Here is a 26,063-nt window from a genome sequence, read left to right on the forward strand (position 1 = left end):
ACCAGGGCCGGAGCCACAACAAGCCGCGGGGACACGATCCCCGGCACGACTCGGGAGGGTGGAATGACACGAACTTGGATCGGCGCCGCGGCGGCGCTGGCGATCCTCGGAGGTATCGCGCCGGCGACGGCCGCGGAGCACGACCATGCCGGTCTCGTGATCGTCCCCGACGGAGCCGCGGCCATCTACGAGCCGGGACCGCCGAACCTGCCGAAGGGCACGCAGATCAGCCGGGTCGCGGGCGATCCGTCGAAGCCCGGACCGTTCGTGCTGCGCGTGAAGGTTCCGGCCAACACGGTGATCGCGCCGCACACCCACGCGAAGCCGGAGACGCTGACGATCCTTTCGGGCTCGATCTACCACGAGCACGGGCGTACCCTCGGCAAGGCCAAAGGTTCGGCGCTCAAGGCGGGCGGCTTCGTCTACCTGCCCGAGGACATGCCCCATTCGCTCTGGACGACCGACGAGCCGGTCGAACTGCAGGTCAACGGCTCCGGCCCGTTCGGACTGAACTACATCAACCCGGACGACGACCCGAGCCGGAGTGCCGGCAAGCCCGGCTAGTCCGGATCAGGTCTCGCCGGCGACGAAGGCGCGCATCAGGTAGTTGGCGATCGCCATGGGCGGCGGGGCCTGGATGCCCTCGGGATGCGTGCCCGCCAGCATGGCGGCGACCGCGTCCCGGGTGAACCAGCGCGCATCCTCCAGCTCGCTCGGGTCGGTGACGATGGCGTCGTCGAGCGCCTCGGCGGCGCAGCCCATCATCAGCGAGGACGGGAAAGGCCAGGGCTGCGACGTCCGGTAGGTCACCGCGCCGACGCGGATCCGCGTCTCCTCGAAGACTTCGCGGCGCACCGCATCCTCGATCGTCTCGCCGGGCTCGAGGAAGCCCGCGAGGCATGAGTACATGTGCGGCCGGAAATGCGGCCCGCGGCCCAGCAGGCAGGTATCGGCCCGGCGGACCAGCATGATGACCACCGGGTCCACCCGGGGGAAATGGTGGGCGGCGCAATTCGGGCACTCCCGCCGGAAACCGCCAGCCTTCACCGTGGTGGCGGTGCCGCAATTGGCGCAGAAGCCGTGGCGGGCGTGCCAGTCGAGCATCGACTTGGCTACCGCCAGAAGTCCGAGTTCCTCGGCTTCCACGGCGGCGTCAGTGGCGATCGACCGCAGATCGAGGGTGCGGGTCCCGGCGTCGGCGAACCGCTCCGCCGCCTCGGCGGGCGCCGCGGCGGCGAAGACGGGAGCACCGTCCCGGTGGCCGAGGAAGATGCGCGGGCCATCAGTGAGGCCGGCGGCGTCCGCGGGCGCGATCAGCGCGGTGGGTCCGCGCAGCACGATCCGGTCGCCGCAGAGCAGGACAAGGCGTGCCTCGGGCGCCTCAAGAGGCGGGACAGCTTCCTCGGGCTGCTCGGCGGAATGGCGGTCCAGGCGGTTGCGGACGAAGCCGAGGATGTCGCGGGGATCGGTCATCGGAAGGTTCAGGCCGCGGTGAAGAGAGCGCCGGCGCGTTCGAGGAGCTGGGCGCGGGCGTGGGGCGGGTAGGGCGTGCGGGTCTCGAAGCCCCAGACCGGGCCGGGCCAGGCCGGGTCCGAGCGGAAGCGGCCGACCACGTGCACATGAAGCTGTGCCACGATGTTGCCGAGGGCGGCAATGTTGACCTTGTCGGGCTTGGCCAGCGCCTGCATTACCCGCGTGGCGATGCGCGTCTCGTGCCACAGGGCCGCCGCATCGTCCGCGGAGAGGTCGGTAATCTCGCTGATGTCCAGCCGGCGCGGCACCAGGATGAGCCACGGAAACCGGGCATCATCCATCAGCAGCACACGGCACAAGGACAGGTCGCCAACCTCTGCGGTGTCGGCCTCCAGGCGCGGGTCGAGAGTGAAATCCGAGTCGCTCATCGCGGATCGGTTTAGCGCAGCTCATGCGTCGGCGCGCGGTCCGGCGTCGGGAACGATGACGCAGGCCAGGGCAATCCGTCAGAGGCCGGGTATGACGCCCTGGCGTCCCACCGCGACGGTGCCGGCGTCGAGGGCGCCGTCCGGCTCCGACCGCGCGAAGATCGTCACCGCGGCGCCGGGTTCGAGCAGCGCCTTCTCGCCGGGCGAGAGCTGAGTCACCGGCGTGTCGGCGGGGATCTCGAAGGCGGATTGGCCATCGCGGTAGGCGAGCGCCAAGCGCATCGGCGCCAGCCCCCGCACATTGGCCACCCACCCGGCCGTCAGCGTTGCGCCGGGCTCGCTGTCCCAGGGCTGAGTCCCGGCCTCGAAGCCGCGCTCGGACGGGGAGTAAAGCGTCACCGCCCGCGCGCGCTGGGAGCCGTCGCCCGGAGCTCCGACCACGCTGACGTAGCTCTCCGGCTTGATCGCACGAAGGGTCGCTTGATTGACCGCGTAGACGCGGGTCTTCGGCGTCATCCGCAGCGTGAGTGTGCTGCCGCTGCCGCGCCGGATCTCCAGGCGGTCGGCGTCGGCGCGCACGACGGTTCCCCGGAAACGCATCGACTCGGCCTGGACGGCGGAGGCGGCGGACATCGACAATAGGGCGGCGAGGAGAAGGCGGGTCACGGGGCTCCTTATCGCTTCCGTCCGGATGCGGGAGCCGAACGCCACGTGGGCGCGGCGGTTCCCAGTGCGCGGTGGGGATGCCGTGCGGCAGTCCGGTCGGCCATCGCCTCGGCGGTCGGCGATGCGCCCCTCATCAATGGGCCATCAGCACAGGCATATCGGCCTGGGCGAGCACGTGGCTGGTGACGCCGCCGAAGATCATCTGCCGCAGGCGGCTTTGGGTGTAGGCCCCCTTGATCAGCAGGTCGCACCCGAAAACCTTGGCCTCGGCCAGGAATGTCTCGCCGGGGACGCGCCGTCCCGAGGGAAGGGCCCGGTGCGAGGCGTCCACGCCCTCGCAGGCCAGCGCCTGGGCGAGATCCTGGGCGGTCGGGCCCGGCACCATCCCGCCTTCGACGCTCAGTACGAGGACCCGTTCGGCCCGCCGCAGGAACGGCATGGCGAAAGCCACCGCCCGGGCGGTCTCGGTGGAGCCGTTCCAGGCGATCAACACCGCGGTGCCCAGGCTCGCCGGCGGCTCGGGCGGGGCGAGCAGGATCGGACGGCCGCTCTCGAACAGCGCGGTCTCGAAGGTTGTCATGCGCGGCGCGTTGTCGGTGGTACCCGGTCGACCCACCACGGTGGCCGAGAACAGCCGCGCATACTGGCCCAGGAAGGCGTCGCCCGTCGGCACGTCCTGGCGCCATCGGTAGCGTGGGCCCGCGTCGGCAACCCGCTCGGGGATGCACAGGCCGTCGCGGGCGTGGCGCGGGATGCCGGCCGCATCCATGAACGCGACGAAGCGGCCGCCCGCCTCCTCGGCCTCGGCCCGGTCGGCTTCCTCGTCCCGCAGCCAAGTCATGCCGCCGACCATGTCGACGGGGACGTACTCGGCCAGCGCCGGACGCAGGGACACGCCCTCGATCAGGCTGCCGAAGCGCGCCGCCGCCAGCCGCGTCGTCTCGAAGACGGAGGGCAAGGCATCGTGCATCGCGACGGGTACGAGCAGGGTCTTCATGGCGGCGTCCTCCTCGGCGGCAGGCTAATCCGGGTGGCGCCCGTGGGAAACCGGTAGGGAGACGGCACCCACACGGTTCTGCCCGGCGCCGGGATCGAGGAGGACGCGGACCCGGCGGGTCAGCGGCCGCTCCACGCAGCGGTGGACCAGCAGCGCAGCCGCGACGCTCGCCAGCAGCATCAGGACCATCCCGCCCCAAGGATAGGCCGCCGACGCGAGGCCGGACCTGACCAGGCCCTCGCGCACGAGCCGCAGGGCGAAGGGATGCACGAGGTAGAGGGCGTAGGACGCATCTCCGAGTGCCACGAGGCCGCGCACCGCGTCCGGCAGCCGCGCGCGCGCTCCCGCATCCCGACCCGGCCCGAGGGCGGAGGCCACCAGCAGGGCCGCGGGGACACCGACGAGGAGCGGCCGAAGAAACCCGTCGGCGCCGTCGATGCCTGCCAAGGCGCGGGCGGACACGAGAAGACCGAGCACACCGAGGCCTGCGAGCCCGAACCGGGCCGCAGCGGACGGCCGAAAACCTTCACGATAGGCGAGGGCGAGCCCCGCACCGGCGGCGAATTCGAGGACGATGGGATCCGCCCAGAAGCGGAGCGGCAGCGGCAGATCCGACGCGATCGTCCCGGCGGCGACGAGGAGCACGAGGACCGCGGCCAGCCACGCGACCGCGCCGCGCCGGCCGAAGCCCAGCCCGAGAGCGAAGATCACGTAGAAGAAGGCTTCGTAGTTCAGGGTCCAGCCCAGCCCGTAGAGGGGCTGGACGGTGCCATCCGGACGGGCCGCGGGCCAGAACAGGAAACCGGCCACGAGCGCGCCGGGATCCCGCACGAGGCCCGCGGCTTCCCCGAGGAGATCGGGCCGCACGAGCGCGATGAGCAGGAAGACCAGGCTCATCAGCCAGTAGAGGGGCACCACCCGCGCGACCCGGTGGGCGAGGAACCGCGCCCGGCCGCCGGGCACGCGGAACAGGCGGTCGCTCGCGTGCACGATGACGAGGCCGGAGATCACGAAGAACAGATCGACCCCGCCCCACCACGGCAGGAGGGTCTGTGGATCGAGCTCCGGGCCGGCACCGCGCGCGGCCATCAGGCCCGCCTCATGCCGCGCGTGGTGCCACGCCACCGTCAGGGCGGCCAGCGCGCGCAGGACCTGAACGCCGACGAGGATCACCGGGCGGCCGCGCGGATTGCCGGGGTCCCGTCCCCCGAACGGAGGGTCGGTGAACCGTGTCCGCGCCTTTCCCGCCCGCTCCCGGAGGGGAGCGGTGATGCGCGAAGGCGGTCGGGCCACTGCGCGGAGGGGCAGGGCAAGGCCGCAGAGGCCGACGTGTGCCCCCTCCGGTGCAGGCTGCGGTGTTCGCACATCTCGAACAGGCAATCTGGGCCATCGCGGTCCAGTCGCGAACGCTGATCTCCACGCGTACGTCCACCCGACTGATCCCGTCGTCCCGGTTGGGATCCGACTTGGCCCGAAGCGAAAACCGCAGGAACCATAAGCTGATGGCCTCGTTGACGCACCAATTCGCGAACGCGTCGACGCGAGCTCTCGCCTCGCCGCATGGTATGGACCATGCCCGTTCGCGCATCCATCTCGAACCAGAGGTCCCGATGCTGAAGAACTATGCTGCCGCCTCCGCGCTGGTCCTGGCGCTGTCGAGCCCGGCTTTCGCCCAGGGCGCCAACGACTTCCGCCTCCAGTCGATGCAGGCGAACGCCTTCGAGATCCAGTCCTCGCAAATCGCCCTGTCCAAGTCGCGCAACCCGCGCGTTCGGTCCTACGCCCAGGAGGTGATCCGCGATCACCGCGCCGCCAACGTGGCGCTCGCCGGCGGTCAGCCCGGCATGATGGCCGGTGGCGATCCGGGCCTCGGCGGTCTTGTGACGGCTCCGATCGCGGTGGCAGGCAGCGCCGTGGGCGCCGGTGTTGGCGCGGCGACCGGTGCGGTCGGCGGCACCCTGGCGGGCGGCCCGGTCGGCGGCCTCGAAGGCGCGGGCGCCGGAGCGGCGCGGGGTGCCGCGGCGGGTGGCCAGATCGGCCGCGGGGACGTGGCGGCCACGGGCGCCGCGACTCTGGTGGCCCCGAGCCCCGAGCAGCAGGCGATGCTGTCCGAACTGTCGGCGGCCCCGGCCGGGGCGCGCTTCGACCGTCTGTACGCCGCTCAGCAGATCCAGGCGCACCAGATGACGATTGCCATGACTCAGGCCTATGCCCAGGGCGGCCCGAACCCGGCCTTGCGCAACTACGCCCAGCAGGCCCTTCCGGCCCTGCAGATGCACATGCAGCAGGCTCAGCGGCTGCCGGGCGCCATGTGAGGCGCCCCACAAAGTAGAACGACGCGCGGCCCGGCCGAGACCGGGCCGGCAGGCGGCGGGTGCGAGCCCGCCGCCTTTTTTAAGTTGGATCGGCCTCAGTCGCACGCGATGGCGGCAACCGAGCGGACGGCGAGCCCAGCGGTATCCAGCGGCGGCTTGAACTCGCCGGTTTTCGGGTCGCACACGAGGAGGGATCCGGTCGCCACGCCGAAATGCGCGCCGTGAAGCTGGGTCCGTCCGTCGTCAACCCGCTCCTTCACGAATGGGAAGGTCATCAGGTTCTCGAGGCTCTGCTTGACCACGGCGTATTCCAGCTGCGTCAGGTAGTCCGGCGCGCTGGGATCGCCCGCCTTCGACTCCGCCTGCCCCACGAGAGAGACCCATTTGCCGATGAAGTCGCCTGGAGACAGCGGCTTGGCCTTGTTGGCGTAGGCCTTGATGCCGCCGCAGGTGGCGTGGCCGAGCACGACGATGTGCTTCACTTCCAGGGCCTGGACGGCGAATTCCAGGGCTGCCGAAGTGCCGTGGTACTGGCCGTCCGGCTGATAGACCGGCACGATGTTGGCGACGTTGCGGATCGTGAACAGCTCACCCGGACCGGCATTGAAGATCGCGCTGGGCGAGACACGGCTGTCGCAGCAGCTGATGATCAGGATCTCGGGGTTCTGGGACGAGGCGAGCTGCGCGAAGCGCCGGCGCTCCGTCGGGAAGCGGTCCTGCAGGAAAGACCGGTATCCTTCAGTCAGGTATACGGGGAACATCAATTCGTCTCCGGTTAGAGGAAACCGCGTCTCGCGGAGTGGAACTCAAGGATCCTGCCAAGTCAGAACGCGCGGCTGGGCCGGAATAGTCCCGGCGGCGACTTCGGCTGCAAGGTCGGCGAGGCCCGCCGGCTCGACGCGCGCGCCGCTGGCACGCAATTCGTCGAGGGGCCACCAGCGCGTCCCGATCACGGGATTGTCCTCGGTCTCGGCGAGGCGGCTCGTGTCGACGCGGTCGTCGGGCAGGCGGACCAAGAAGTAGCGCTCGCGGGCATCCCGGGACTGGCGGAACAGGTGAAACGGCCCGTCGCAGACGGCGACGAGCGGGCCGATCGCGACGTCGTCCCGGCCGATCTCCTCTCCCAGTTCGCGCCGGCAGGCCGTGACGTGATCCTCACCCGGCTCCAGGCCGCCGCCCGGCATGAACCAGAATCGCAGGGGCTCACCATCCGCGCCTCTGGTATGGACCGACGCGTAGGCGATCAGCAGGATCCGGTCGTGCGGATCCAGGACGACCGCCCGGGCGATGTGTCGGATCGGGAAAGGGTTCGCGGCGCTCATGCGACCGAAGCTAGGGCGCGACCTTAGCGCTGGACACCGCTTGTGGTCCCGTAGGCGCGCGCGCGCCGGTTCGGAAAACACAGCTCTCGCCTTCATCCATCGAGGGCGCGTGAGGGTAGCGGAGGTGCCGCTGGAATGCGGCCTGATGTGCGTGGCCATCAGGAGAATGCTTCGGGCGCTGTGGCGCCTCTGACCGAAGCGCGGTCGAAGGTCCCGATGTCCGGGGGCTTGCGCGATCGCGCTCTTCAACACCGACGCCGCGCCGGATCCCGTGAAGGCCGCCGCTCCATGCGGCGCTCGTCACAGTTCGACCGCAACGTCTTCCAATGAGCCTACCGCTGAGGGATTACAGCGGCTTCCAAAGCGTATGAAATCTGACATCTTCGAATGCTGTATTCGCTTTCTGAAAATTGCATTGACACCGGATCTTAGCTACGCGAATATAGTATTCGCGCAATCTAAATGTGCGCAAATCCACGAAGATCAATTCTATGGAGGATGTCCGATGCCGATCGCGCTGCGATTCTCCACCACGGCCCTGTTGCTTCTGACCGGAGCGACAGGCGCCATTGCCATGCCGATGGGCGGCACCTTCACCCTGCACTACGACGGCCAGAACGTGCAGCCGATCGCGCCCGGCAAGATGAAGATCGAGGAGCGCGGCTCCGGCATCAACAGGAGCCCTGGCCAGCCCCTCGACAACGCTCAGGTCACCATCGTCGAAACGGTGACGCTGGAGAGCGGGCAGGGTCCGCTGAAGGGCACGATCACCTTCGCCACGCCGAACGGGGCGGCGACGAGCCCGTTCACCGGCCGTGTCGTGACGGACGCGCAGGGTCGGATCACCGCCATGGGCACCTTCAAGGTCGCCAAGGCGACGGGGGCGTTCGCAGGCCTGAAGGGCACCGGATCATTCACCACCGTCTTCGCATCGCAAACCGACCAGACAACCGAATGGCGCGGCGAGTTCAAGCCACCGCCTGCCCTGGCCTCGTCGCGCTGAGACGTACCACGCTCACGGGATCCGCGGGGTCTCGCGCACGGCCGGCGCCCATATGACAACCGGCAGGCCGTGCGCGTCCTGCGCAGGCGGGTCGGGGAGAGGCCGAGCCCGCCCCGCGAGGATGTCGGCTGCCACCACCAGAGCCGCCAAGGCGTCGAGGTGGTCGTCCTCGGGCACGCCCTTGACGCGGGCATCGAGCAGGGTCGTCGGCAGCCCCGCCGCGGCGAGAAGCGCCCGCCGGAGATCGAGGCCCCGCCGGGCGTCGCGCCCCTTCTTCGCCAGGCCGAGAGGCCGGTCGCCGTTGAGGGCGTGGAACGCGACTTCCGGGTGGACCTCGTGAACCCGTCCGCGCACCTCCGGGCGCGCTCGCAGGAGCGTGTCGACCGCGCGGACGTAGCGAAAGATGTTGTAGCCTTGGATGGAAGGCGCGAAGGGCGGCTCGCTTGCGGCGCGCGAGGCGGCCTTGGCGGCGTCGTAGTCGGACGCGTAGACGGCGGCCCGCGGCGGCATCGGGAAGACCGACGACCGTGCCGGACCGAGGCGGGCGCGCGCCGCGCGGTCGGCCGCCCGGCCGCCGCCGAGGATCCGGTCGGGCAAGCCGATCGGCACGTCGATCCCTACGATCAGTGGGCGCTCCGGCGCGTCGAGGAGGGCGGCCACGTCGGGAAAGAGGCCGCAGCGGTGTCGTCCGGGATCGTCAAGATCGAGGAGCGCGCCCGCCCAGGCTCCGCGGCATCCGTCCAGTCCCGCGACCCAGCGCGCCATGTCGTGTCCCCCCCGCGGCCCGCGCCCTCGGCGCTTCTTGCCCCTCCGCCCGCAGAAAGCTATCCGCGTCGCGGCGGGCACCGCCGCCGCCCGGGAGAAGCGTGATGAGCGAGATCCGTCCCCGCCGCAGCGTGCTGGCCATGCCCGGCGCCAACGCCCGGGCCCTTGAAAAGGCACGGTCGCTCCCCGCCGACGTGATTCTGATCGACCTCGAGGACGGCACCGCCCCGGAGGCCAAGGCGGCGGCGCGCGCGCAGGTCGCCGCGGCCGTGGCCGCCCGCGGCTTCGGCCCCCGCGAGGTGGTGGTGCGGATCAATCCGCCCGAGACCGAGGACGGCGAGGCCGACCTCGTCGCGCTGGCTCCGGTCGCCCCGGACGCGATCCTCGTGCCCAAGGTCCGCACGTCGGACACGCTGATCGCCGTCGGTTCCCGCCTGCGCCGCCTCGGCGCGCCGCTCGCCACGCGGGTCTGGGCGATGATCGAGACGCCGATGGCGGTGGTGAACGCCGCCGAGATCGCCGGCGCCGCCCGCGACGTGGACGGGCGTCTCTCCGCCCTCGTGATCGGTCCCAACGACCTCCTCAAGGCAGCTCGCATCCGGCCGCCTGGACGGGCGGCCCTCATTCCCTGGCTTATGACTGTGCTGGCCGCCGCGCGGGCCTACGAGATCGCGGCAATCGACGGCGTGTTCACGGATCTCCGGGACGCGACCGGGTTCGAGGCCGAGTGCACGCAGGGTCGCGACCTCGGTTTCGACGGCAAGATGCTGATCCACCCGAGCCAGATCGGCCCTGCCAACGTTGCCTTCGGGCCGGATGACGGGGAGATCGCCGAGGCACGGCGGATGCTCGACGTCTTCGACGCCCCGGAGAACCGCGCCCTCGGGGTTGTCGCCGTCGACGGGAAGATGGTCGAGCGCCTCCACGTCGAGGCCGCCCGTCGGACGCTCGCGATGGCCGAGGCGATCGCGCGGCTCGGCGCGTGAGCGCGCTGCCGGAAGTCGGCCTGCGGCTGCTCGATCCGCGGCTGCCCGGCTGGGGATTTCCGCGCTGGGGCTCCTCGGCCGCGGCAGGCCTCGATCTGCACGCCTGCCTCGACGCGCCGCTGGTCCTGCCGCCCCAAGCCAAGCCGGCTCTGATTCCGGCGGGGTTCAGCGTGCTCATCCGCGATCCCGCATGGTGCGGGCTGATCTTTCCCCGCTCCGGACGTGGACACCGCGAGGGCTTGGTGCTGGGCAACGGTACCGGCGTCATCGACGCGGATTACGAGGGGCCGTTGATGGTCTCCGCCTGGAATCGGGACGCGACGGAGCCGGTCCGGATCGAGCCGGGTGAGCGAATCGCGCAGCTCGTCTTCACGCGCATCACGCGACCGATGCTCACAGTACTGGAGGGTGAGGCCGGTCCCGCCTCCGCACGCGGATCGGGCGGCTTCGGGTCGAGCGGGCGGTAGGCCCAGCCCCTCAGTCGAGCGTCGTCCCCAACCGACCGGCCAGATCCTGGATGAACTGGAAGGCGGTCCGGCCCGAGCGCGAGCCGCGGGTCGTGGCCCATTCGAGGGACTCGGCGCGCAGCTGCTCCGGCGGCACCGCGAGACCGTAGCGCTCGGCATAGGCGCGGATCATCGCCAGGTACTCGTCCTGGCTGCACTTGTGGAAGCCGAGCCAGAGGCCGAACCGGTCGGAGAGCGAGACCTTCTCCTCCACAGCCTCGCCGGGATTGATCGCGGTGGAGCGCTCGTTCTCCATCATGTCGCGGGCGAGCAGGTGGCGGCGGTTGGAGGTGGCGTAGAACAGCACGTTCCCGGGCCGGCCCTCGATGCCGCCGTCGAGCGCTGTCTTGAGCGACTTGTACGAAGTGTCGTCGGCGTCGAACGAGAGGTCGTCGCAGTAGACCAGCCAGCGGTGCGGGTCGGGCCGCAGCAGCGCCATCAGGTCCGGCAGGGCCTCGATATCTTCGCGGTGGATCTCCACGAGTTTCATGGGCAGGCTGCCGACGGGGCGGCGCGCGTTGATCTCGGCATGGGCCGCCTTGACCAGCGAGGATTTCCCCATGCCGCGGGCGCCCCACAGCAGGGCGTTGTTGGCCGGCAGGCCGCGGGCGAAGCGCTCGGTGTTCTCCACCAGGGTGTCGCGCGCCCGGTCGATGCCGGTGAGCAGTCCCATCTCCACACGCGCCACCTGCGGCACCGGCGTGAGCCGGCGTTCCGGCCCCCACAGGAAGGCGTCGGCCGCCTCGGGGTCGAAGGCCGGCGGGACCGCGGGCGCAGTCCGCTCCAGAGCGGTGGCGATGCGCTCCAGAAGAGGCATCAGGGCGTCGAGGGTCGTCGGGCTCGTCATCGGATCGGGTGTTCGCTTCCGGGTCGGTCAGGCGGCCGGTTCTACGGGGAAGAGCCGGGGAAATCATCCGTATCCGGACGCATGGCGCGGGCCTGCCGAACGCGAACGCGGATCGGGCGTTTGCTATCGGACGGGGAGGGGACCCGGGGGGGATCCGCCCGCGCCGGACGACCAGATCCTTCACGTCAACGCCGCTCGCGCCCGGGAGGGGGACCTGCCGCGTCCCTCGAAGCGTCGCGCGACGCCTTATTGATCGATGAGAAGGACCGCGATGGAAGAGGGACCGACGATCCGGATCACCCAAGTCGCGGATTACGTCTTCACCGTCGACTTCAGCGCGGCCCTGCCGGCGCTCCGGACCGACGAGGCGCCGCCGATCGGCGGCGGGACCGGGCCTTTCCCGGAGCAGCTCCTGATCTCCGGGGTCGCGAACTGCCTCTGCGCCAGCCTCGTCTTCGCCCTGGGCAAGTTCCGGCAGGATGCGCGCGGCGTCGCGGCCGAGGCGTCCTGCCGGGTGGCGCGCAACGCCGAGGGGCGGCTGCGCATCACGGGAATCGGCGTCCACATCCAGCTCGGGGCGGCCGCCGCCGACATGCCGCGGATCGACCGGGTGCTGGAGCAGTTCGAACGGTTCTGCACCGTCTCGGAGAGCGTGAAGACTGGGATCCCGGTCGCCGTTTCGGTGGCCGATCGCGAGGGAACGCGGCTCAAATGACCTCGAGCGGGAAAAGATCGGCCGCCCGAAGCATTGCCGCAGCACCCGAACGGCCGCCAGGGCCGGACGACGACCGGAGGACACGCCATGTCGGATGAGACGCGAGAGGCCGCCCGGGCGCCCGAGGCGCTCGCCAGCCTGTTCAACCAGCGCGCCAATGCAGGCGACGTCGAGGGGCTGGTCGCGCTCTACGAACCCGACGCGGTGCTAGCGGCCGGCCGCGTCGTCGCCACCGGGCATGCCGAGATCCGGACCTTCTACGCCGACCTGCTGGCACGCAAGTCGGATTTCCCGACCCCCGAGACCCTGCCGCCCCTGCGCAACGATGGCCTTGCCATGACCTTCGCGCGGCTTCCCAACGGCGCGTTCTCGGTGGAGGTCGCCCGCGAACAGGCGGACGGGACATGGCTCTGGGCGATCGACCAGCTGAAGCTCGCGCCGCCGAAGGGCTGACGACGAACCGGACGCTCCAGGGCTGCGAACTCGGGTCACCACGAGTTGGCCCCATGCAGGAATGGCTGATCCGTTATTCCGAGGCTGCGAAGCAGGGCCCGGAAGCCGGATCCGACACGCGTGCACGGCATGGCGCGGTCCGCGCTTCTGGATTCCGGGCTCGCCTTCGGCGCCCCGGAACGACGGGGTGGTTGTCACAGGGCCGCCGACACACGGAAGCACTGCAATCCGTTGACCCGGGTCCGCCGCCCTGCCGGCCGCTCCCCCGCGCTTGTCCCACCGGACGCGATGCGGCAAAGCGGGGCCCGCGCGCCTGACGCCGCGCGGAAGACCCGAGCCGACTCGATGCACGACATCCGCGCCATCCGGGAGAACCCGGACGCCTTCGACCGCGACCTCGCCCGCCGGGGCCTCGCGCCGCTGTCGGCCGAGCTGATCGCCCTGGACGAGGCGCGGAAGTCGTCCGTCTCGGCGGCGCAGGTCAACCAGGAACGGCGCAACGCCCTCGCCAAGGAGATCGGCGGCGCCAAGAAGGCCAAGGACGAGGCGCGTGCCGCTTCCCTGATGGCGGAAGTCGCGGCGCTGAAGGGCGTCGAGCCGGAGCTGAAGGCCGCGCAGGACGCCGCCGATGCGGCCTTGACGGACAGGCTCGCCGCGATCCCGAACCGGCCGAAGGCCGACGTGCCGGAGGGCGCGGACGAGCACGGCAACGTCCTCTATCGCAGCCACGCCGCCACCCGCGAAAGGCTGACCGAGGGCAAGGAGCATTTCGAACTGGGCGAGGCCGCCGGCCTGATGGATTTCGAGGCGGCCGCCAAGCTGTCCGGCTCGCGCTTCGTGGTGCTGAAGGGGCAGCTCGCCCGGCTGGAGCGGGCGCTCGGCCAGTTCATGATCGACCTGCACACGCAGGAGCACGGGTACTTGGAGGTGGCGCCCCCGGTGCTGGTGCGCGACGCCGCGATGTTCGGCACCGCGCAGCTGCCGAAGTTCGAGGACGACCAGTTCTCGGTCTTCAAGGGCCTCGATTACGTCAAGTCGCTGCAGAGGCAGGCTGGTACGGAATCCGCCCCGGTCAGCGACGAGCATTTCTGGCTCGTCCCCACCGCCGAGGTGCCGCTGACCAACCTCGTGCGCGAGTCGATCCTCCGCGAGGAGGAGCTGCCCCTGCGCTTCACCGCGCTCACCCCCTGCTTCCGGGCCGAGGCCGGGGCGGCGGGGCGCGACACCCGCGGCATGCTGCGCCAGCACCAGTTCAGCAAGGTCGAGCTGGTCTCGATCACGACGCCGGAGATGTCCGCCGACGAGCACGAGCGGATGCTGACCAGCGCCGAGGCGGTCCTGAAGAAACTGGATCTGCCCTACCGGGTGATGACCCTCTGCACCGGCGACATGGGGTTCGCCAGTCAGAAGACCTACGACATCGAGGTCTGGGTGCCGGGGCAGCGCACGCACCGCGAGATCTCGTCGTGCTCGGTGTGCGGCGACTTCCAGGCGCGGCGGATGAACGCCCGCTACCGGGCCAAGGACGGCAAGCCGGCCTATGTCCACACCCTCAACGGCTCGGGCGTCGCGGTCGGCCGCGCGCTCATCGCCGTGATGGAGAATTACCAGAACCCGGACGGGAGCATCACGATCCCGTCGGTGCTCCACCCCTATATGGGTGGGCTCAACCGGATCGAGGGCACCCGTTGATGCGCATCCTGGTCACCAACGACGACGGCATCCACGCGCCGGGGCTCAGTACCCTGGAGGAGATCGCCCGGGAGCTGTCGGACGACGTCTGGGTGGTGGCGCCGGAGAGCGACCAGTCCGGCGTGTCGCATTCCCTCTCCCTCAACGATCCGCTGCGGCTGCGGCAGGTCTCGGAGCAGCGCTTCGCCGTGAAGGGCACGCCGTCGGACTGCGTGATCCTCGGCGTGCGCCACATCCTCGGCGATCACGGGCCGGACCTCGTCCTGTCGGGGGTCAACCGCGGCCAGAACGTCGCCGAGGACGTGACCTATTCGGGCACGATCGCGGCCGCCATGGAGGGGACGATCCTCGGCATCCGCTCCATCGCCATGAGCCAGGCCTACGGCGCCGGCGGGCGCGGCGCGCTCAAATGGGAGTGCGCGAGGACGCACGGCGCGAAGGTGGTCCGGAAGATCCTGGAGACCGGGATCGAGCCCGGCATCCTGATCAACGTGAATTTTCCGGATTGCGAGCCGGCCGACGTGCAGGGCGTCGCGGTGGCGGCGCAGGGCTTTCGCAACCAGGCGCTGCTGTCGATCGACGCGCGGGTGGACGGGCGCGGCAACCCGTATTTCTGGCTGGCCTTCGCCAAGGCGCGGTTCGAGCCGGGCCACGGCTCGGACCTGAAGGCCATCGCCGAGAAGCGGATCTCGGTGACGCCGCTGCGCCTCGACCTCACCGACGAGCCGACGCTGACGCGCTTCGCGCAGGCCTTCGCCGCGTGATCGACCTCGGCAGCCTGGAGGAGGCTGCCGGCAACGCCGCCTTCGTGATGGCGCTGCGGGGCAGGGGCCTGCGCGACACCGCGGTGCTCCGGGCCATGGAGCAGGTGTCGCGCGACGCCTTCGCGCCGCCCGAGCACCGGGTTCATGCGCGGCGGGACATCGCCCTGCCGCTGCCCTGCGGCGCGTCGATGACGGCGCCGTCTACGGTGGCGCTGATGCTGGCGCTGCTGCGGGTGGAGCCGGGGCAGCGCGTCCTGGAGATCGGCACGGGCTCGGGCTACGCGTCGGCGCTGCTTGCCCGGCTCGGGGCCGGCGCCGTGTTGAGCCTGGAGCGTTACGGGACGCTGGCGGCAGACGCTGCCGCACGCCTCGCCGACCTGTCCGACGTGCACGTCGTCCAAGCGGACGGGCTCGCCCCGGAATTGCCGGATGGTGGCTTCGACCGGATCCTGGTCCATGGCAGCGTCGACGCGATCCCGCCGCACTGGCGCGCGGCGCTGGAACCCGGCGGGCGGCTGGTGACGGGCCTCGGCGGCGACGGGCTGTGCCGGGCCGCCGTGCTGGCCTCACCGGAGGCCGATGTAGGGCTGGGTGCGCCGATTCGTCTGGCAGCTCTGGCGCCTGGACTGGCGCGGGTTCTCTGATCCGGTGGCCCTTGCACCGCGGCGGCCGACTCGTCATCCTTCGGGCATGTCGGTCGACGCGCATTACATCGTCAGACGCAATGAGCTGCGGTCGGATCTGCGGGATCTCGATCGGGTGGCCTTGACCGCCGCTGCCGTGACGGATGACGGTGTCACGATGGAGGTGGGGTCCGAGGGCACGATCGTCGGCGTCTGGCGTGACGGCGAGGCCTACGAGGTCGAATTTGCGGAGCCGGCTGGCGCGCTTGCTACCGTCGAGGCAATGGACCTCCGCCTCGTCAAACGGGCGAACGCTTGAGCCCTCCGGACTGGCCGCGGAGTTGGTCGCTCGACCCGCGTAAGATCGACGGCTACCTGCTGGACGAATCCCACATCGAAGGCGGCCCAAAGGCGCGGTTCTTCAAGCGTTTCGGGTTCCATCTGGGCGACCCGCTCTCGCTCTCGTCGGCGCTGCTCGATCATCCGACCGAGACCTCCTACATCGGCGAAACGGTCTCGGCGCGTGGGGACGTGAAACTGATCTTCGAGGGACCCATTCTATCGCCGGATGGGCGTAATCCGCATATCCGAACGGTCTGGCGCAGCGATGCGACGGGGCACGCCCATTTCGTCACCTCCGTACCGATGACCTGAGTGCGACCGCTCACCCCACTCGCCGCGCGGCCCGCCACAGGCGCCACAGCCGGCGCCAGCGCGGCAGCTCGAATGGCGTGTTGAGCGGGTCGTAGGACGCGCGCTCCATGGCGGCGAGGTAGGGCTCCACCAGCGCCACCGGCAGGAACGCGGCCCCCGTCGAGGGCGCGATGGTCGGGCGCGCCGCCTCGAAGGCCTTCAGGTGCTGCCGGGCAAGATCGCGCAGGTCGGCGCAGGCGCGGCGCAGGCCCGGCCCGCCGCGACCGGTGACGATATCCTCGCGGGTGACGCCGTAGCGGCCGAGGATGTCGGCCGGCAGGTAGACCTGACCGGAGCGGGCGTGCCAGGGCAGGGCGCGCAGGAGCCCGGTGATCCCGTAGGCCACGCCGGCATGGCCGGCCGCCCCCGCGCCGCCCGGCTCTGAGCCGTTGCCGATCACGAGGCTCGCCAGCCGGAACAGGGCCGAGGCGGTCTCGCCGCAATATCCCTCCAGGTCGTTCACCCGGGGCATCGGATCCTCGTAGAGGTCGAAGACGCGGGCGTCGATCAGGTCGACGAAGGGCTGGCGGCCGAGGCGGTTCACCCGGATCGCCTCCTCCAGGGCCGCCGCCACCGGGTTGGCACGCACGTCGCCGCGGGCCTCGCCCTGCAGGGCGTCGCGCCACCATTGCAGGCGGATTTCCCCGGCCATCGGGTTCGAGGCGGCCTCACGCACCCGCGCGACGGTCAGACTGAAGGCGTAGAGCGCGAAGAGGTGCGGGCGGGCGGCGGCGGGGGCGAAGAGGGTCGCGTAGTAGCGGTCCGGATCGCCGGTCCGCACCAAGCCCTCGCAATGGGATTGCGCGAAGGCGAGCCCTGTCTCGGCGGTCTGGCCCTCCACCTCCGGCATCAGGCCACCGCGATCAGCGCGGCCGCGACCTTGCGGTTCTCGGCGACCAGGATGTTGTAGGTCCGGGCGGCGGCGCCGGTCTGCATCACGTCGAGGCCGACGCCGACATCCTTCAGCCAGCCCCGCAGGGCGGGATCGATCGCCGCGATGTCGAGGCCTGTTCCGACGAGCAGCAGCTCGATGTCTCCCGCCTCGGCCTGGACCGGGCGCAGCGCCGTGCGGTCGATGTTCCGCGGCTCCGTCACGTCCCAGGCCCGCACGCCCGAGGGCAGCAGCAGGATCGAGCCGCGATGCGACATGCCGGCGAAGCGGAAGCCGCCATTGCCGTAGGTGTCGATGATGTGGCGCCCCGGCACGAAGCCGGATTCGAAGCTCTTCGGACTTGGCTGATCGGCCATCTCGGGAAAAGGACTACTCCGCCGGTTGCGGGACGCCCGAACGCTCGGCCGCCGCGCGGGCGCCCGAGAGCATCAGGCCCAGATAGATCAACACCGGCGTCGAGATGAAGATCGCCGAGTAGGTGCAGATCAGGACGCCGCAGAGCATCACCACGGCGAAGCCCTTGATCGCCTCGCCGCCGAACAGCACCAGGGCCAGCAGCGACAGGGCGGACGAGATCGACGTCATCACCGTGCGCGACATGGTCGAGTTGATCGACAGGTTGAGCAGGTCGACGGTTGGGATTGTCTTGTAGCGGCGCATCAGCTCCCGGGTCCGGTCGAACACCACCACGGTCTCGTTCAGCGAGTAGCCCACGATCGTCAGGATCGCCGCGATCGAGGTCATGTTGAACTCGATCCGGCTGATGATGAACACGCCGACGGTGAGCACGATGTCGTGGAGCGTGCCCACGATGGCGCCGAGCGCCAGCTCCCGCTCGAATCGGAACCAGAGGTAGAGCAGCACCGCCACGACCGACAGCACGACACCGAGCGTGCCGGACTGGACGAGTTCCCCGGAGACGCGCGGGCCGACAGTCTCGGTGCGGCGGAAGTCGTAATCTTTGTCGAAGGCGGCGTGCGCCTTGTTCATCACCGCGGTCTGGCCCTGCTCGCCGGGCTGCAGCGGCAGGCGTACCAGCACGGTACCTTGGTTGCCGAGTTCCTGCACCTCCGGCTCGCCGAAGCCGAAGCCCGCCGCCGTGTGCCGGATCGACGCCACGTCGGCGGTGCCGGACTTCGCCTGCAGCTCGACGAGGGTGCCGCCCTTGAAGTCGATGCCGAAGTTCAGCCCGATCGACAGGAACAGCGCCACCGTGGCGAGCGAGAGCAGCGCCGAGAGCGGGAAGGTGAAGCGCCGGAATCGCATGAAGTCGAAATGCGATTCATCGGGCCAGAGGCGGAGCAGGCGCATTTTTCGGACCTAACGTTGGGAAGATCGCAGCGCCGGCCCGATCGCCTGTCCCACTCTCGCCCTCATCCTGAGGTGCCGGAGCGGAGCGGAGGCCTCGAAGGAGCCCTCCAGTGACAACCGTGATCCCTGGAGCCCTCCTTCGGGGCCCGCTGACGCGGGCACTTCAGGATGAGGGGTGATTTGGAACAGCGGTATCAGGCCGGCGGTGACGCGTCTCCCGAAAGTGAGTTCATTCAGAACGGCAGGGCCTTCGGCCGGAAGGTCTTGTACCACACCGCGATCATCATCCGGGTCAGCGTCACCGCCGTGATGACCGTGGTGAGGATGCCGAGGATGAAGACCACGGCGAAGCCCTTCACCGGGCCCGAGCCGAGGAAGAACAGGATCAGGGCGGCGATCGCCATGGTCGAGTTCGAATCGATGATGGTGGCGAAGGCCCGGTCGAAGCCCGCCTGCAGCGCCGAGATCAGCGAGCGGCCGGCCCGCTGCTCCTCGCGCATGCGCTCGTAGATCAGCACGTTGGAATCCACCGCGGTGCCGATCGTCAGCACGATGCCGGCGATGCCCGGCAGCGTCATGGTCGCCTCCAGCACCGACATCAGGCCCAGGATCAGCCCCACGTGGACCATCAGAGCGATGTTGGCGATGAAGCCGAAGGTCCCGTAGGTGGCGAACATGAAGGCCACCACCAGAGCCGCCGCCACCAGGGTGGCGAGCTTGCCGGCCTCGATGGAGTCGCGGCCGAGACCCGGCCCGACGACGCGGCGCTCGACCACGGTGAACTTGGCCGGCAGGGCGCCGGCCCGCAGCAGCACCGCGAGGTCGTTGGCCTGCTGCACCGTGAAGTTGCCGGTGATCTGGCCGGATCCGCCGGTGATCGCCGAGCGGATGACCGGCGCCGAGACCACCTCGTTGTCCAGCACGATCGCCATGCGCCGGCCGACATTCTCCGAGGTCGCCTGCCCGAAGCGCTGCGCGCCGCGCAGGTTGAACTTGAAGCTCACCATCGGCTCGTGGGACTGCTGGTCGAAGGCGGGCTGCGCGTCGGTCAGCTCGCCGCCATCGGCCATGACCCGCCGCTCGACCGGGACCTTGGCGCCCTTCTCGTCCTTGGAGGGCAGCATGTCGACGTCGCCGGACGGGCTGTCGGCGAGCATGCGGAACTCGAGCTTGGCGGTGGAGCCGAGGAGCCTCTCGAGCCGCTCGGGGTTCTGCTCGCCCGGCACCTGGATCAGGATCCGGTCGGCGCCCTGCTGCTGGATCGAGGGCTCGGTGGTCCCGGTGGAGTCGAGGCGGCGGCGGATGACCTCGATGCCCTGGCTCACGGCGCGCCGGGTGCGGTCGGTGATGCCGGCATCGGTGAGCGTCAGGCGGACCACGCCGCCGGGCTGCTCGGCGATGTCGAGGGTGCGGGCGGCGGTCTGGCCGAGCGACGTGGTGATCGGCTGCGCCAGCTCCTGGAGCTTCGGCAGGACCTTGGCGCGCGCCGCGTCGTCCGCGATCTTCACCTGCACGCCCCGCTGGAGCAGGCCGATGCCGCCGTCGGCGCGCACGTTCTCCTGCTGGAGCACGCGGCGAACGTCGTCGCGCAACGCCTTGGCCTGTGAGGCGATCAGCTCGTTCTGGTCGACTTCGAGCAGGAGTTGCGAGCCGCCCTGGAGATCCAGGCCGAGCACGATGGCGCGCGTCGGAACGATCCAGCTCGGGAACCACGCGGGCAGGCTGGCGACGAAGCCCTTGCGCTGCTCGGGGGAGAAGAAGCTCGGCACGGCGAGCATCAGCCCCACCAGGATCAGGCCCAGCGTGGCGAAGATCTTCGCACGGGAGAAGCGCAGCATCGGCCGTCTTTTTCTCTTGTGGGCCGGCGCTTTGCGCCGGCCGGTTCAACCAGCGGTTCAGGCAGCCTTCACGGTGCCCTTGGCGCGGACCTCGGAGATCATCGACCGGACGACCCGCACGCGGACGTTCGGGGCGATCTCCACCTCGATCTCGGCGGCGTCATCCGCAGCCTTGGTCACGCGGCCGATCAGTCCGCCGTTGGTCACGACCGTGTCGTCCCGGCGCACGGACTTCAGCAGCGCCTGGTGGTCCTTGACCCGCTTCTGCTGCGGTCGCAGGATCAGGAAATACATGATCACGAAGATCAGGACGAACGGGACCACCTGAAAGGCGATCTCCGCTCCGCCAGCGGCCGTACCGGCCCCTTGCGCGAAGGCGGGGGTGATCAACGAGCGTCTCCTGCGAGTGGCGAGCGGGCCTGCCGCCGGATTTCGGCATGGGCAGACCGGTCGAAAAGCGCGCGGACTATAGCCAGGGGCTTCCCGAAAGCAACGCCGAAGCGAGTGGGTCCGGCCGCGCCCTCACAGCAGGGCGCGCACCGCCTCGGCGAAGACGTCCGGCGCCTCCTGGGGAAAGTTGTGGCCCACCCCCGCGACGATCTCACGCCGGTAAGGACCGGTGAAGCGGCGGGCGTCCGCGTCGGTGGCGGGCGGCGGGCCGACGCCGTCGTCGGCGCCGAGAAGCACGATCGATGGCACGGCGATCTCCGGCTGGGCCGCCAGCCGTGCCTCGACCGCCCCGAGGGCCGGATCGCCCGGCACGAGGCCGAACCGATGGCGATAGGAATGCACCACCACGTCGACGAAGTCCGGATTGTCGAAGGCTTGCGCGGTCGCCGCGAAGGTCGCAGCCTCGAACGCCCAGGTCGGCGACCAGAGCTGCCAGAGCAGGCGGCAGAACGCCTCCCGGTTCTCCGCGAGGCCGGCGCGGCCGCGCTCGCTGTGGAGATAATACTGATACCAGAGCCGGTGCTCCGCCTCGGGCGCGGCAGGCCTGCCTGCGGCCGGGATGTTCTGGATGTTGTAGCCGACGCCGCAGCTCACCAGCCCCCTGGACCGGTCCGGCCAGAGCGCCGAGACCACGCAGGCGGCCCGGCCGCCCCAATCGTAGCCGGCGAGCACGGCGCGCGCGATCCCGAGGGCATCCAGGAAGGCCACGAGATCGGCCCCGAGCGCCGCTTGCTCGCCCGAACGCGGCGTCGAGGTGTCGCGAAAGCGGGTCGGCCCGTAGCCGCGCAGGTAGGGGACGAGACAGCGCGCGCCGGCCTCGGCCAGCTGAGCCGCCGCCACGGTGCAGGCGTGGACGTCGTACGGGAAGCCGTGGAGCAGCACGGCGGGCGGTCCGTCCGGCGGTCCGAACTCCAGATAGGCGATGTCCAGCACGCCGGCCTGCACACGCTTCATCATCGGCTCCCGCATATCCCGGACGCGCATCCTATCGGATCGCCCGCGCAATTGCCGCACGCGCTTGCCGGGGCCGGACCGCGCCCGATCTTGCCACGCGGCGAACCAGCGTGACGGGGAGATCCATGGGCCTGCTAGACGGTGCGAGAAACCTGATCGGCGACGTGGCGGCGGCGGCCGAGCGGGCCCTGGACGGGGCGGGCAGCGGCAAACTCGCTCTGGCACTGGCGAAGTTCTATCCCGGCGGTCTGGCCGCCTTCCTCGGGCGGCTGCGCGAGACCGGCCACGGCGATGCAGTCGGGTCGTGGCTCGCGGCGGGCGGACGGCCGGACAGCCGGCAGACCGTGCCGGCCTCCGCGATCGCCGCGTGCCTGCCGGACGGCGTCACCGAACGCCTCGCCTACGACCTCGGCGTGCCGGAGGGCCGCGTGGCCACGGTTCTGTCCGAGTTCCTGCCGGCGGCGGTGGCGGATCAGAGCGAGGACGGCAAGCTGAAGCCCCAGCCGAACTTCAGCACCCAGGTCGGCGCGTAGGCCCGACCGGGCGCAACGTTCCTGGGGCATCACGGCACCGCGCATTTCATCAGAGGCGGCGCCGTAGCGCAGCTGAGGTAGCAACTCTGCTTGGCGAAGCAGTACCAGGACAGCCCACCGCTCTTGAGGCACGCCCCGCCGCAATGCCGGTAGACGCCGTAGAGCGGCCGCACGAAGACCGCGTCCGTCAGGCTGTGTTGATCCGCTTGACGGCCCGTGCCGGACGGCGCCGCCAGGGCCACGCTGATCCACAACGAAAGTAAAGAGGACAGGACCAGGAGTTTCATAGCCGCGAGACTGCAGGAGCGCGTTCCGGGCCAGGATTCCGCGCGACTGTCCGTCCTCTGTCGACTAAATTACACTTCACGCGGCACGGCGGCCGCCTCCTGCCCGCGGTGGGCGACGGGCACCCGTGTGACCGCCGGCGACTAACGACAGGAGACCCGCATGAGCCTGCTCGATTCCCTCGGCGGTTCGCTGGGGCAGATGGCGCTCAAGGCGTTGCCCGGCATCATCCAGCAGGTGCTGCCCGGTGGCCTGAACGCGCTGCTCGACCAGCTCCGCCGCTCGGGTTACGAGAGCCAGGTCAATTCCTGGCTCGGCCGCGGACCGAACGAGCCGATCACCGCGGACGACCTGCGCAGAGTCCTCGACAACGAGCAGGTGCGTCAGATGGCGCAGAAGCTCGGTATTCCGATGGATCAGCTGTTCCCGACGCTGGCTCGGGTGCTCCCCGAGGCGGTGGACCGCCACAGCCCCGACGGGACGCTGCAGGAGCCGAAATCCTAGACGCGCGGTCGGGGACCACCGAGCGCGAGCCTGCCTGTCCTGCCGCCATCCATACAGGCGAGCGGCGGCCCCTTCCGGGACCGCCGCGCCGCGCGATCGGGATGCGCCGCTCAGTTGCTGGCGAGCTGGGACATCGGGTCCACGGGCGCGCCGCCCTTGCGGATCTCGAAATGCAGCTGCGGCGAGGTCACGTTGCCGGAGGCGCCGGATTTGGCGATCGTCTGGCCGCGCTTGACCTTGTCGCCGGGCTTCACGTCGATCTCGCCGTTATGGGCGTAGGCCGAGACGTAGCCGTTGGCGTGACGCACCAGCACGAGCTTGCCGTAGCCCTTCACGTCGGAGCCGGCATAGGCAACCGTGCCTTCCTCGGCCGCCTTGACGGGCGTGCCCTCCGGCACCGCGATGTTGATGCCCTCGTTGCCGGAGCTGCCATAGCCCGAGATCACCCGGCCCTTGGCGGGCCAGCGGAAGCTCTCCGAGGGCGTCGCGTCGGCGACCGAGCCGGTCGCGGCCGGCTCGGGCTTCGCCGGAGCGGCGGGCGCGGCCGGAGCGGCAGCCTTCGGCGTCTCCTTGGCGGCGACCTTCTCGGCCTTCTCGGCGGCGGCAGCCTTCTGCGCAGCCTCCTTGGCAGCCTTCGCCTCGGCGAGCTTCTGGGCGGCCTCCGCCTTGGCGGCAGCCTTCGCCTCGGCCTTGGCTTCCTGGGCCTTCACCTCGGCCTTGGCCTTCGCCTCGGCCTTGGGATCCGCCTTCTTCTCGTCGGGCTTCTTCTCGTCGGCCTTGGCGACCTGACCCGGACGCACGTGCCGCGGCTTGTCGCCCTCCTTCGTGGCCTTCGCGTCGGCGACCTTGCGGGCCGCGGCCTCGCGGGCAAGGGCTTCCTTGCGATCAGCTTCCTTGCGGTCGGCTTCCTTGCGGTCGGCTTCCTTGGAGGCGGCACGCTTGGCCGCCTCCTTCGCCTCCTCGCGCTTGGCCGCCTCCTTGGCTTCCTCGCGCTTGGCGGCGATCTTGGCCTCGACCTGCTTGGCGTCCTCGCGCTTCTCCTCGGCCGCCCGGGCCGGGCGGGCGGTCATCGGAGCCGCGGCCGGGTTCATGCCGGAGGCGTTGTAGACCGGGATCACGATCTGCCGGCCGGGCGTGATCTGGCTGGCACTGGTCAGTCCGTTGGCGGACAGGATCGCGGACGCCGGCACGCCGAACCGCGTCGACATCTGGTTCAGGCTGTCGTTCTGCGACACGGTGATCTGTGTGCCGCCCTGCGCGTTCCAGCCGACCGTGCCGGTCGAGGCGACGCGCGTCGCGGGCGCGGCGGCGGGTGTGGCGGCAAGCGCGGCGGAATGGGTCGCGGCCGAGCGCGGGGTTGAGGGCGGGCTGAGCGCCTCCGACTGGATGCGGCCCGTGCGGATCGCGGGCGCGGGCTTGAGCGTCCCGTCCGGCAGGCTGCCGGTGGCGGAGGGCTCCGAATCGAAAGGATTCGAGAAGGGATTGCTCAGCCGCGAGGCATCCGACGAGCAGGCGGCGGCCGCACCGCCGATGATGCCGATGAGGGCGAAGCGCGAGAGCGTCCGCAACATCTGACCCGTACCGCGCACCCGCATCGACGCACCCGTTTGCCTGACGCAACCTGATGCCCCAATGAAGACGGATTCAGGTTAAGCAACCGTTCCCGTTCGGCAGAACTGCGACCCTTGCGCGAAGGACCGGGTCCGGTTTTCGTGCGGCCTACGGGATGATCAGGGCCGTTGGAATCGTGCCTTTTCCGGTCCGGCTTCCACCCCACATCGAAGGGATGTTTACCATCCGCGCCGCACGCGACAGCCTTGCCGTCCTGCCCGGGATCGAGACCGCTCGCCTGTCGATCGCCGCTCTGCGGCCCGAGGATGCGCAGGACCTCCGCCGGCTCACGGACGACCCGGCGATCACCGCGGCGGTGGACTTCCTGCCGGCGCCCTTCACGCTGCAGGACGCCGAGGATCTGATCCGGAGCGGCGCGCGTGGACAGGACCGTTTCCTCGGCGCCTGGCATCGCGTCGCCGGCGCGGAGCCGACGCAGGCGTCGGCGCGCGAGCTTGTGGGCGTGGTGGGGACGCACCTGCGCGGCGCGGGCGTGATCGAGATCGGTTACTGGATCGGCGGGGCGGCCCGGGGGCGCGGATTTGCCTTCGAGGCGGTCTCGGCAATCATCGGGGCGCTGAGGGGGCACTTCCCGGCGCGCATCCTCGTCGCCGAGTGCCGCCCCGCCAACCTCGCCTCGTGGAGCTTGCTCGAGAAGCTCGGCTTCCGCGATACCGGCGAGGAAGGCCACCGGCCGGGCCGACGCCTGCTCCGGCGCGACTGACGCCGGCCCGCGGCGCTCAAACCGCGACGGCGACGGGTTGGGCGATCGTTGCGGCGACCGACGCGGCGACGCGCCGATGCCGCCTCGTCCGCCGGGGCGCCACCGAGACCGGCTCGTCGTCGACGGACGCGCGCTCCGCCAGGGCAAAGCCGTGGAGGGTGTCCACCGCGAGGGTTTCCTGTGACTGTGATTCGATCAGCGCGTGGAAGGCCGCGCGCACGATCTCCTTCTTGGAGGCGTCAGGATATTCCTCGAGGACGGCGGCACGCAGCGCCTTGGGTGTCATCCCGGGCGCCGCGAGGCTCCGGAGCGCCGCCGAAAGTGCCTCGATCGAAGCCATGTGAACCTGTCCCTGATCTGACGACGGCCAGCATAGGACGCAGGGTAAACGCGTTCAGCACAGCATTGCAAGTTCTATCGAAGACCTATCGGATCATGATCGAACATCTTATAAGCACTATATTGTTGCTTAAGGCAATAGAGACGCAACGTTGATGCGCGCCATCATAGCTTGATCTTGATTGAACCTGAGATACGCGGTTCTTTCCAGGAACAACTCGGGACGCGAAGTTCGTTCGGGCGCACCCGGATCGAATGGCCCGGCTCTCGGCTTGGGGCGGATCAGACTCACCCTGTGCCATCTCGGAACCGCGTCGCGAAGCCCATCGAGCGGGCGCGCAGCCGGGCTAGCCAGGCGCATTCAGGCCCGCACA

Annotated in this window: 33 protein-coding genes; 15 read left to right on the top strand and 18 right to left on the bottom strand. The window is 70.3% G+C overall.

What is annotated here, in order from left to right; all coding sequences use genetic code 11:
- The first annotated feature begins 63 nt into the window (after positions 1–63).
- Entirely contained in the window at positions 64–564 is a 501-nt protein-coding gene (locus ACLBX9_RS20620; RefSeq protein WP_447720253.1) for a cupin domain-containing protein, read from the top strand.
- Positions 565–570: 6 nt separating this feature from the next.
- Here ACLBX9_RS20620 and nudC read toward each other — a convergent pair whose 3' ends face one another.
- The 5 genes from nudC to ACLBX9_RS20645 all read right to left on the bottom strand — a co-directional run bounded on the left by nudC (position 571) and on the right by ACLBX9_RS20645 (position 4,737).
- Positions 571–1,473, bottom strand: a complete 903-nt coding sequence (gene nudC, locus ACLBX9_RS20625) for an NAD(+) diphosphatase (protein WP_010687458.1) — start codon at positions 1,471–1,473, stop codon at positions 571–573.
- An 8-nt stretch (positions 1,474–1,481) separates the two neighbouring features.
- Positions 1,482–1,901 (bottom strand): HIT domain-containing protein, encoded by a 420-nt coding sequence (locus tag ACLBX9_RS20630; RefSeq protein WP_447720254.1) that lies wholly within the window; start codon positions 1,899–1,901, stop codon positions 1,482–1,484.
- A 78-nt stretch (positions 1,902–1,979) separates the two neighbouring features.
- Positions 1,980–2,567: a hypothetical protein gene (locus ACLBX9_RS20635; protein ID WP_447720255.1), complete on the bottom strand. Its 588-nt coding sequence runs from the start codon at positions 2,565–2,567 to the stop codon at positions 1,980–1,982.
- A 133-nt stretch (positions 2,568–2,700) separates the two neighbouring features.
- Complete coding sequence (locus ACLBX9_RS20640; protein WP_447720256.1) at positions 2,701–3,564, bottom strand: universal stress protein; 864 nt, start codon at positions 3,562–3,564, stop codon at positions 2,701–2,703.
- A gap of 24 nt (positions 3,565–3,588) precedes the next feature.
- Positions 3,589–4,737: an acyltransferase family protein gene (locus ACLBX9_RS20645; protein ID WP_447720257.1), complete on the bottom strand. Its 1,149-nt coding sequence runs from the start codon at positions 4,735–4,737 to the stop codon at positions 3,589–3,591.
- Positions 4,738–5,174: 437 nt separating this feature from the next.
- On the opposite strand from ACLBX9_RS20645, the gene ACLBX9_RS20650 reads away from it, so the two are divergent.
- The gene (locus ACLBX9_RS20650) at positions 5,175–5,879 is read left to right on the top strand and encodes a DUF4142 domain-containing protein (RefSeq protein ID WP_447720258.1); all 705 of its coding nucleotides are present in this window, start codon (positions 5,175–5,177) and stop codon (positions 5,877–5,879) included.
- A 95-nt stretch (positions 5,880–5,974) separates the two neighbouring features.
- Here ACLBX9_RS20650 and ACLBX9_RS20655 read toward each other — a convergent pair whose 3' ends face one another.
- Both ACLBX9_RS20655 and ACLBX9_RS20660 read right to left on the bottom strand, forming a co-directional pair.
- Positions 5,975–6,640 (bottom strand): carbonic anhydrase, encoded by a 666-nt coding sequence (locus tag ACLBX9_RS20655; RefSeq protein WP_010687464.1) that lies wholly within the window; start codon positions 6,638–6,640, stop codon positions 5,975–5,977.
- Positions 6,641–6,685: 45 nt separating this feature from the next.
- Complete coding sequence (locus ACLBX9_RS20660; RefSeq protein WP_010687465.1) at positions 6,686–7,201, bottom strand: NUDIX hydrolase; 516 nt, start codon at positions 7,199–7,201, stop codon at positions 6,686–6,688.
- Between the two features lie 505 nt (positions 7,202–7,706).
- Between ACLBX9_RS20660 and ACLBX9_RS20665 the strand changes: the two genes are divergently transcribed.
- Positions 7,707–8,204, top strand: a complete 498-nt coding sequence (locus tag ACLBX9_RS20665) for a hypothetical protein (protein WP_447720259.1) — start codon at positions 7,707–7,709, stop codon at positions 8,202–8,204.
- Positions 8,205–8,216: 12 nt separating this feature from the next.
- On the opposite strand, the gene ACLBX9_RS20670 is transcribed toward ACLBX9_RS20665, so the two are convergent.
- Complete coding sequence (locus ACLBX9_RS20670; protein WP_447720260.1) at positions 8,217–8,969, bottom strand: DUF429 domain-containing protein; 753 nt, start codon at positions 8,967–8,969, stop codon at positions 8,217–8,219.
- A gap of 104 nt (positions 8,970–9,073) precedes the next feature.
- On the opposite strand from ACLBX9_RS20670, the gene ACLBX9_RS20675 reads away from it, so the two are divergent.
- Together ACLBX9_RS20675 and dut are read left to right on the top strand one after the other, a co-directional pair.
- Entirely contained in the window at positions 9,074–9,955 is an 882-nt protein-coding gene (locus ACLBX9_RS20675; protein ID WP_447720261.1) for an HpcH/HpaI aldolase/citrate lyase family protein, read from the top strand.
- A complete protein-coding gene (gene dut, locus ACLBX9_RS20680; RefSeq protein WP_447720262.1) occupies positions 9,952–10,422 on the top strand; it encodes a dUTP diphosphatase in 471 nt (156 codons plus the stop codon). Before ACLBX9_RS20675 ends, dut begins: the two co-directional genes overlap by 4 nt.
- Positions 10,423–10,432: 10 nt before the next feature.
- On the opposite strand, the gene ACLBX9_RS20685 is transcribed toward dut, so the two are convergent.
- Positions 10,433–11,308, bottom strand: coding sequence for an ATP-binding protein (locus tag ACLBX9_RS20685; RefSeq protein WP_010687470.1), 876 nt, complete (start codon positions 11,306–11,308; stop codon positions 10,433–10,435).
- 271 nt (positions 11,309–11,579) lie between these two features.
- Between ACLBX9_RS20685 and ACLBX9_RS20690 the strand changes: the two genes are divergently transcribed.
- The 7 genes from ACLBX9_RS20690 (at position 11,580) to ACLBX9_RS20720 (ending at position 16,209) form a co-directional block, all read left to right on the top strand.
- Positions 11,580–12,023, top strand: coding sequence for an OsmC family protein (locus ACLBX9_RS20690; protein ID WP_010687471.1), 444 nt, complete (start codon positions 11,580–11,582; stop codon positions 12,021–12,023).
- An 87-nt stretch (positions 12,024–12,110) separates the two neighbouring features.
- Positions 12,111–12,476, top strand: coding sequence for a YybH family protein (locus ACLBX9_RS20695; RefSeq protein ID WP_447720263.1), 366 nt, complete (start codon positions 12,111–12,113; stop codon positions 12,474–12,476).
- A 345-nt stretch (positions 12,477–12,821) separates the two neighbouring features.
- A complete protein-coding gene (gene serS, locus ACLBX9_RS20700) occupies positions 12,822–14,168 on the top strand; it encodes a serine--tRNA ligase (protein WP_447720264.1) in 1,347 nt (448 codons plus the stop codon).
- The gene (gene surE / locus ACLBX9_RS20705; protein WP_447720265.1) at positions 14,168–14,932 is read left to right on the top strand and encodes a 5'/3'-nucleotidase SurE; all 765 of its coding nucleotides are present in this window, start codon (positions 14,168–14,170) and stop codon (positions 14,930–14,932) included. The genes serS and surE overlap by 1 nt, the downstream gene beginning before the upstream one ends.
- Positions 14,929–15,576: a protein-L-isoaspartate O-methyltransferase family protein gene (locus tag ACLBX9_RS20710; protein WP_010687475.1), complete on the top strand. Its 648-nt coding sequence runs from the start codon at positions 14,929–14,931 to the stop codon at positions 15,574–15,576. The genes surE and ACLBX9_RS20710 overlap by 4 nt, the downstream gene beginning before the upstream one ends.
- 46 nt (positions 15,577–15,622) lie before the next feature.
- Positions 15,623–15,874 (top strand): DUF4926 domain-containing protein, encoded by a 252-nt coding sequence (locus tag ACLBX9_RS20715; protein WP_010687476.1) that lies wholly within the window; start codon positions 15,623–15,625, stop codon positions 15,872–15,874.
- Entirely contained in the window at positions 15,871–16,209 is a 339-nt protein-coding gene (locus ACLBX9_RS20720) for a DUF6883 domain-containing protein (protein WP_447720266.1), read from the top strand. Before ACLBX9_RS20715 ends, ACLBX9_RS20720 begins: the two co-directional genes overlap by 4 nt.
- Before the next feature lie 10 nt (positions 16,210–16,219).
- On the opposite strand, the gene ACLBX9_RS20725 is transcribed toward ACLBX9_RS20720, so the two are convergent.
- From ACLBX9_RS20725 to ACLBX9_RS20750, 6 genes are all read right to left on the bottom strand, one after another.
- Positions 16,220–17,098: a phytoene/squalene synthase family protein gene (locus ACLBX9_RS20725; RefSeq protein WP_447720267.1), complete on the bottom strand. Its 879-nt coding sequence runs from the start codon at positions 17,096–17,098 to the stop codon at positions 16,220–16,222.
- The gene (locus ACLBX9_RS20730; protein WP_010687479.1) at positions 17,098–17,496 is read right to left on the bottom strand and encodes an Mth938-like domain-containing protein; all 399 of its coding nucleotides are present in this window, start codon (positions 17,494–17,496) and stop codon (positions 17,098–17,100) included. Before ACLBX9_RS20730 ends, ACLBX9_RS20725 begins: the two co-directional genes overlap by 1 nt.
- Before the next feature lie 13 nt (positions 17,497–17,509).
- Positions 17,510–18,451 carry a protein translocase subunit SecF gene (secF, locus tag ACLBX9_RS20735; protein WP_010687480.1) on the bottom strand — a complete coding sequence of 314 codons (942 nt, stop codon included), beginning with the start codon at positions 18,449–18,451 and terminating at the stop codon, positions 17,510–17,512.
- Positions 18,452–18,684: 233 nt separating this feature from the next.
- Positions 18,685–20,289: a protein translocase subunit SecD gene (secD, locus tag ACLBX9_RS20740; RefSeq protein WP_447720268.1), complete on the bottom strand. Its 1,605-nt coding sequence runs from the start codon at positions 20,287–20,289 to the stop codon at positions 18,685–18,687.
- Between the two features lie 57 nt (positions 20,290–20,346).
- Positions 20,347–20,679 (bottom strand): preprotein translocase subunit YajC, encoded by a 333-nt coding sequence (gene yajC / locus ACLBX9_RS20745; protein WP_010687482.1) that lies wholly within the window; start codon positions 20,677–20,679, stop codon positions 20,347–20,349.
- 132 nt (positions 20,680–20,811) lie between these two features.
- Positions 20,812–21,693: an alpha/beta fold hydrolase gene (locus tag ACLBX9_RS20750; RefSeq protein ID WP_447720301.1), complete on the bottom strand. Its 882-nt coding sequence runs from the start codon at positions 21,691–21,693 to the stop codon at positions 20,812–20,814.
- A gap of 50 nt (positions 21,694–21,743) precedes the next feature.
- On the opposite strand from ACLBX9_RS20750, the gene ACLBX9_RS20755 reads away from it, so the two are divergent.
- Positions 21,744–22,226, top strand: a complete 483-nt coding sequence (locus tag ACLBX9_RS20755) for a YidB family protein (protein ID WP_432419914.1) — start codon at positions 21,744–21,746, stop codon at positions 22,224–22,226.
- 29 nt (positions 22,227–22,255) lie between these two features.
- Here ACLBX9_RS20755 and ACLBX9_RS20760 read toward each other — a convergent pair whose 3' ends face one another.
- Positions 22,256–22,513, bottom strand: coding sequence for a hypothetical protein (locus ACLBX9_RS20760; RefSeq protein ID WP_039894933.1), 258 nt, complete (start codon positions 22,511–22,513; stop codon positions 22,256–22,258).
- 160 nt (positions 22,514–22,673) lie between these two features.
- Between ACLBX9_RS20760 and ACLBX9_RS20765 the strand changes: the two genes are divergently transcribed.
- Positions 22,674–23,015 carry a YidB family protein gene (locus ACLBX9_RS20765; protein ID WP_010687485.1) on the top strand — a complete coding sequence of 114 codons (342 nt, stop codon included), beginning with the start codon at positions 22,674–22,676 and terminating at the stop codon, positions 23,013–23,015.
- Between the two features lie 110 nt (positions 23,016–23,125).
- Here the strand turns inward: ACLBX9_RS20765 and ACLBX9_RS20770 are convergent, their stop codons facing one another.
- The gene (locus tag ACLBX9_RS20770) at positions 23,126–24,610 is read right to left on the bottom strand and encodes a peptidoglycan DD-metalloendopeptidase family protein (RefSeq protein WP_447720269.1); all 1,485 of its coding nucleotides are present in this window, start codon (positions 24,608–24,610) and stop codon (positions 23,126–23,128) included.
- A 191-nt stretch (positions 24,611–24,801) separates the two neighbouring features.
- On the opposite strand from ACLBX9_RS20770, the gene ACLBX9_RS20775 reads away from it, so the two are divergent.
- Positions 24,802–25,350: a GNAT family N-acetyltransferase gene (locus ACLBX9_RS20775; protein WP_447720270.1), complete on the top strand. Its 549-nt coding sequence runs from the start codon at positions 24,802–24,804 to the stop codon at positions 25,348–25,350.
- A 16-nt stretch (positions 25,351–25,366) separates the two neighbouring features.
- Here ACLBX9_RS20775 and ACLBX9_RS20780 read toward each other — a convergent pair whose 3' ends face one another.
- Positions 25,367–25,690: a hypothetical protein gene (locus ACLBX9_RS20780; RefSeq protein ID WP_010687488.1), complete on the bottom strand. Its 324-nt coding sequence runs from the start codon at positions 25,688–25,690 to the stop codon at positions 25,367–25,369.
- Positions 25,691–26,063: the final 373 nt, after the last annotated feature.

The organism is Methylobacterium sp. A49B, assembly GCF_053346215.1.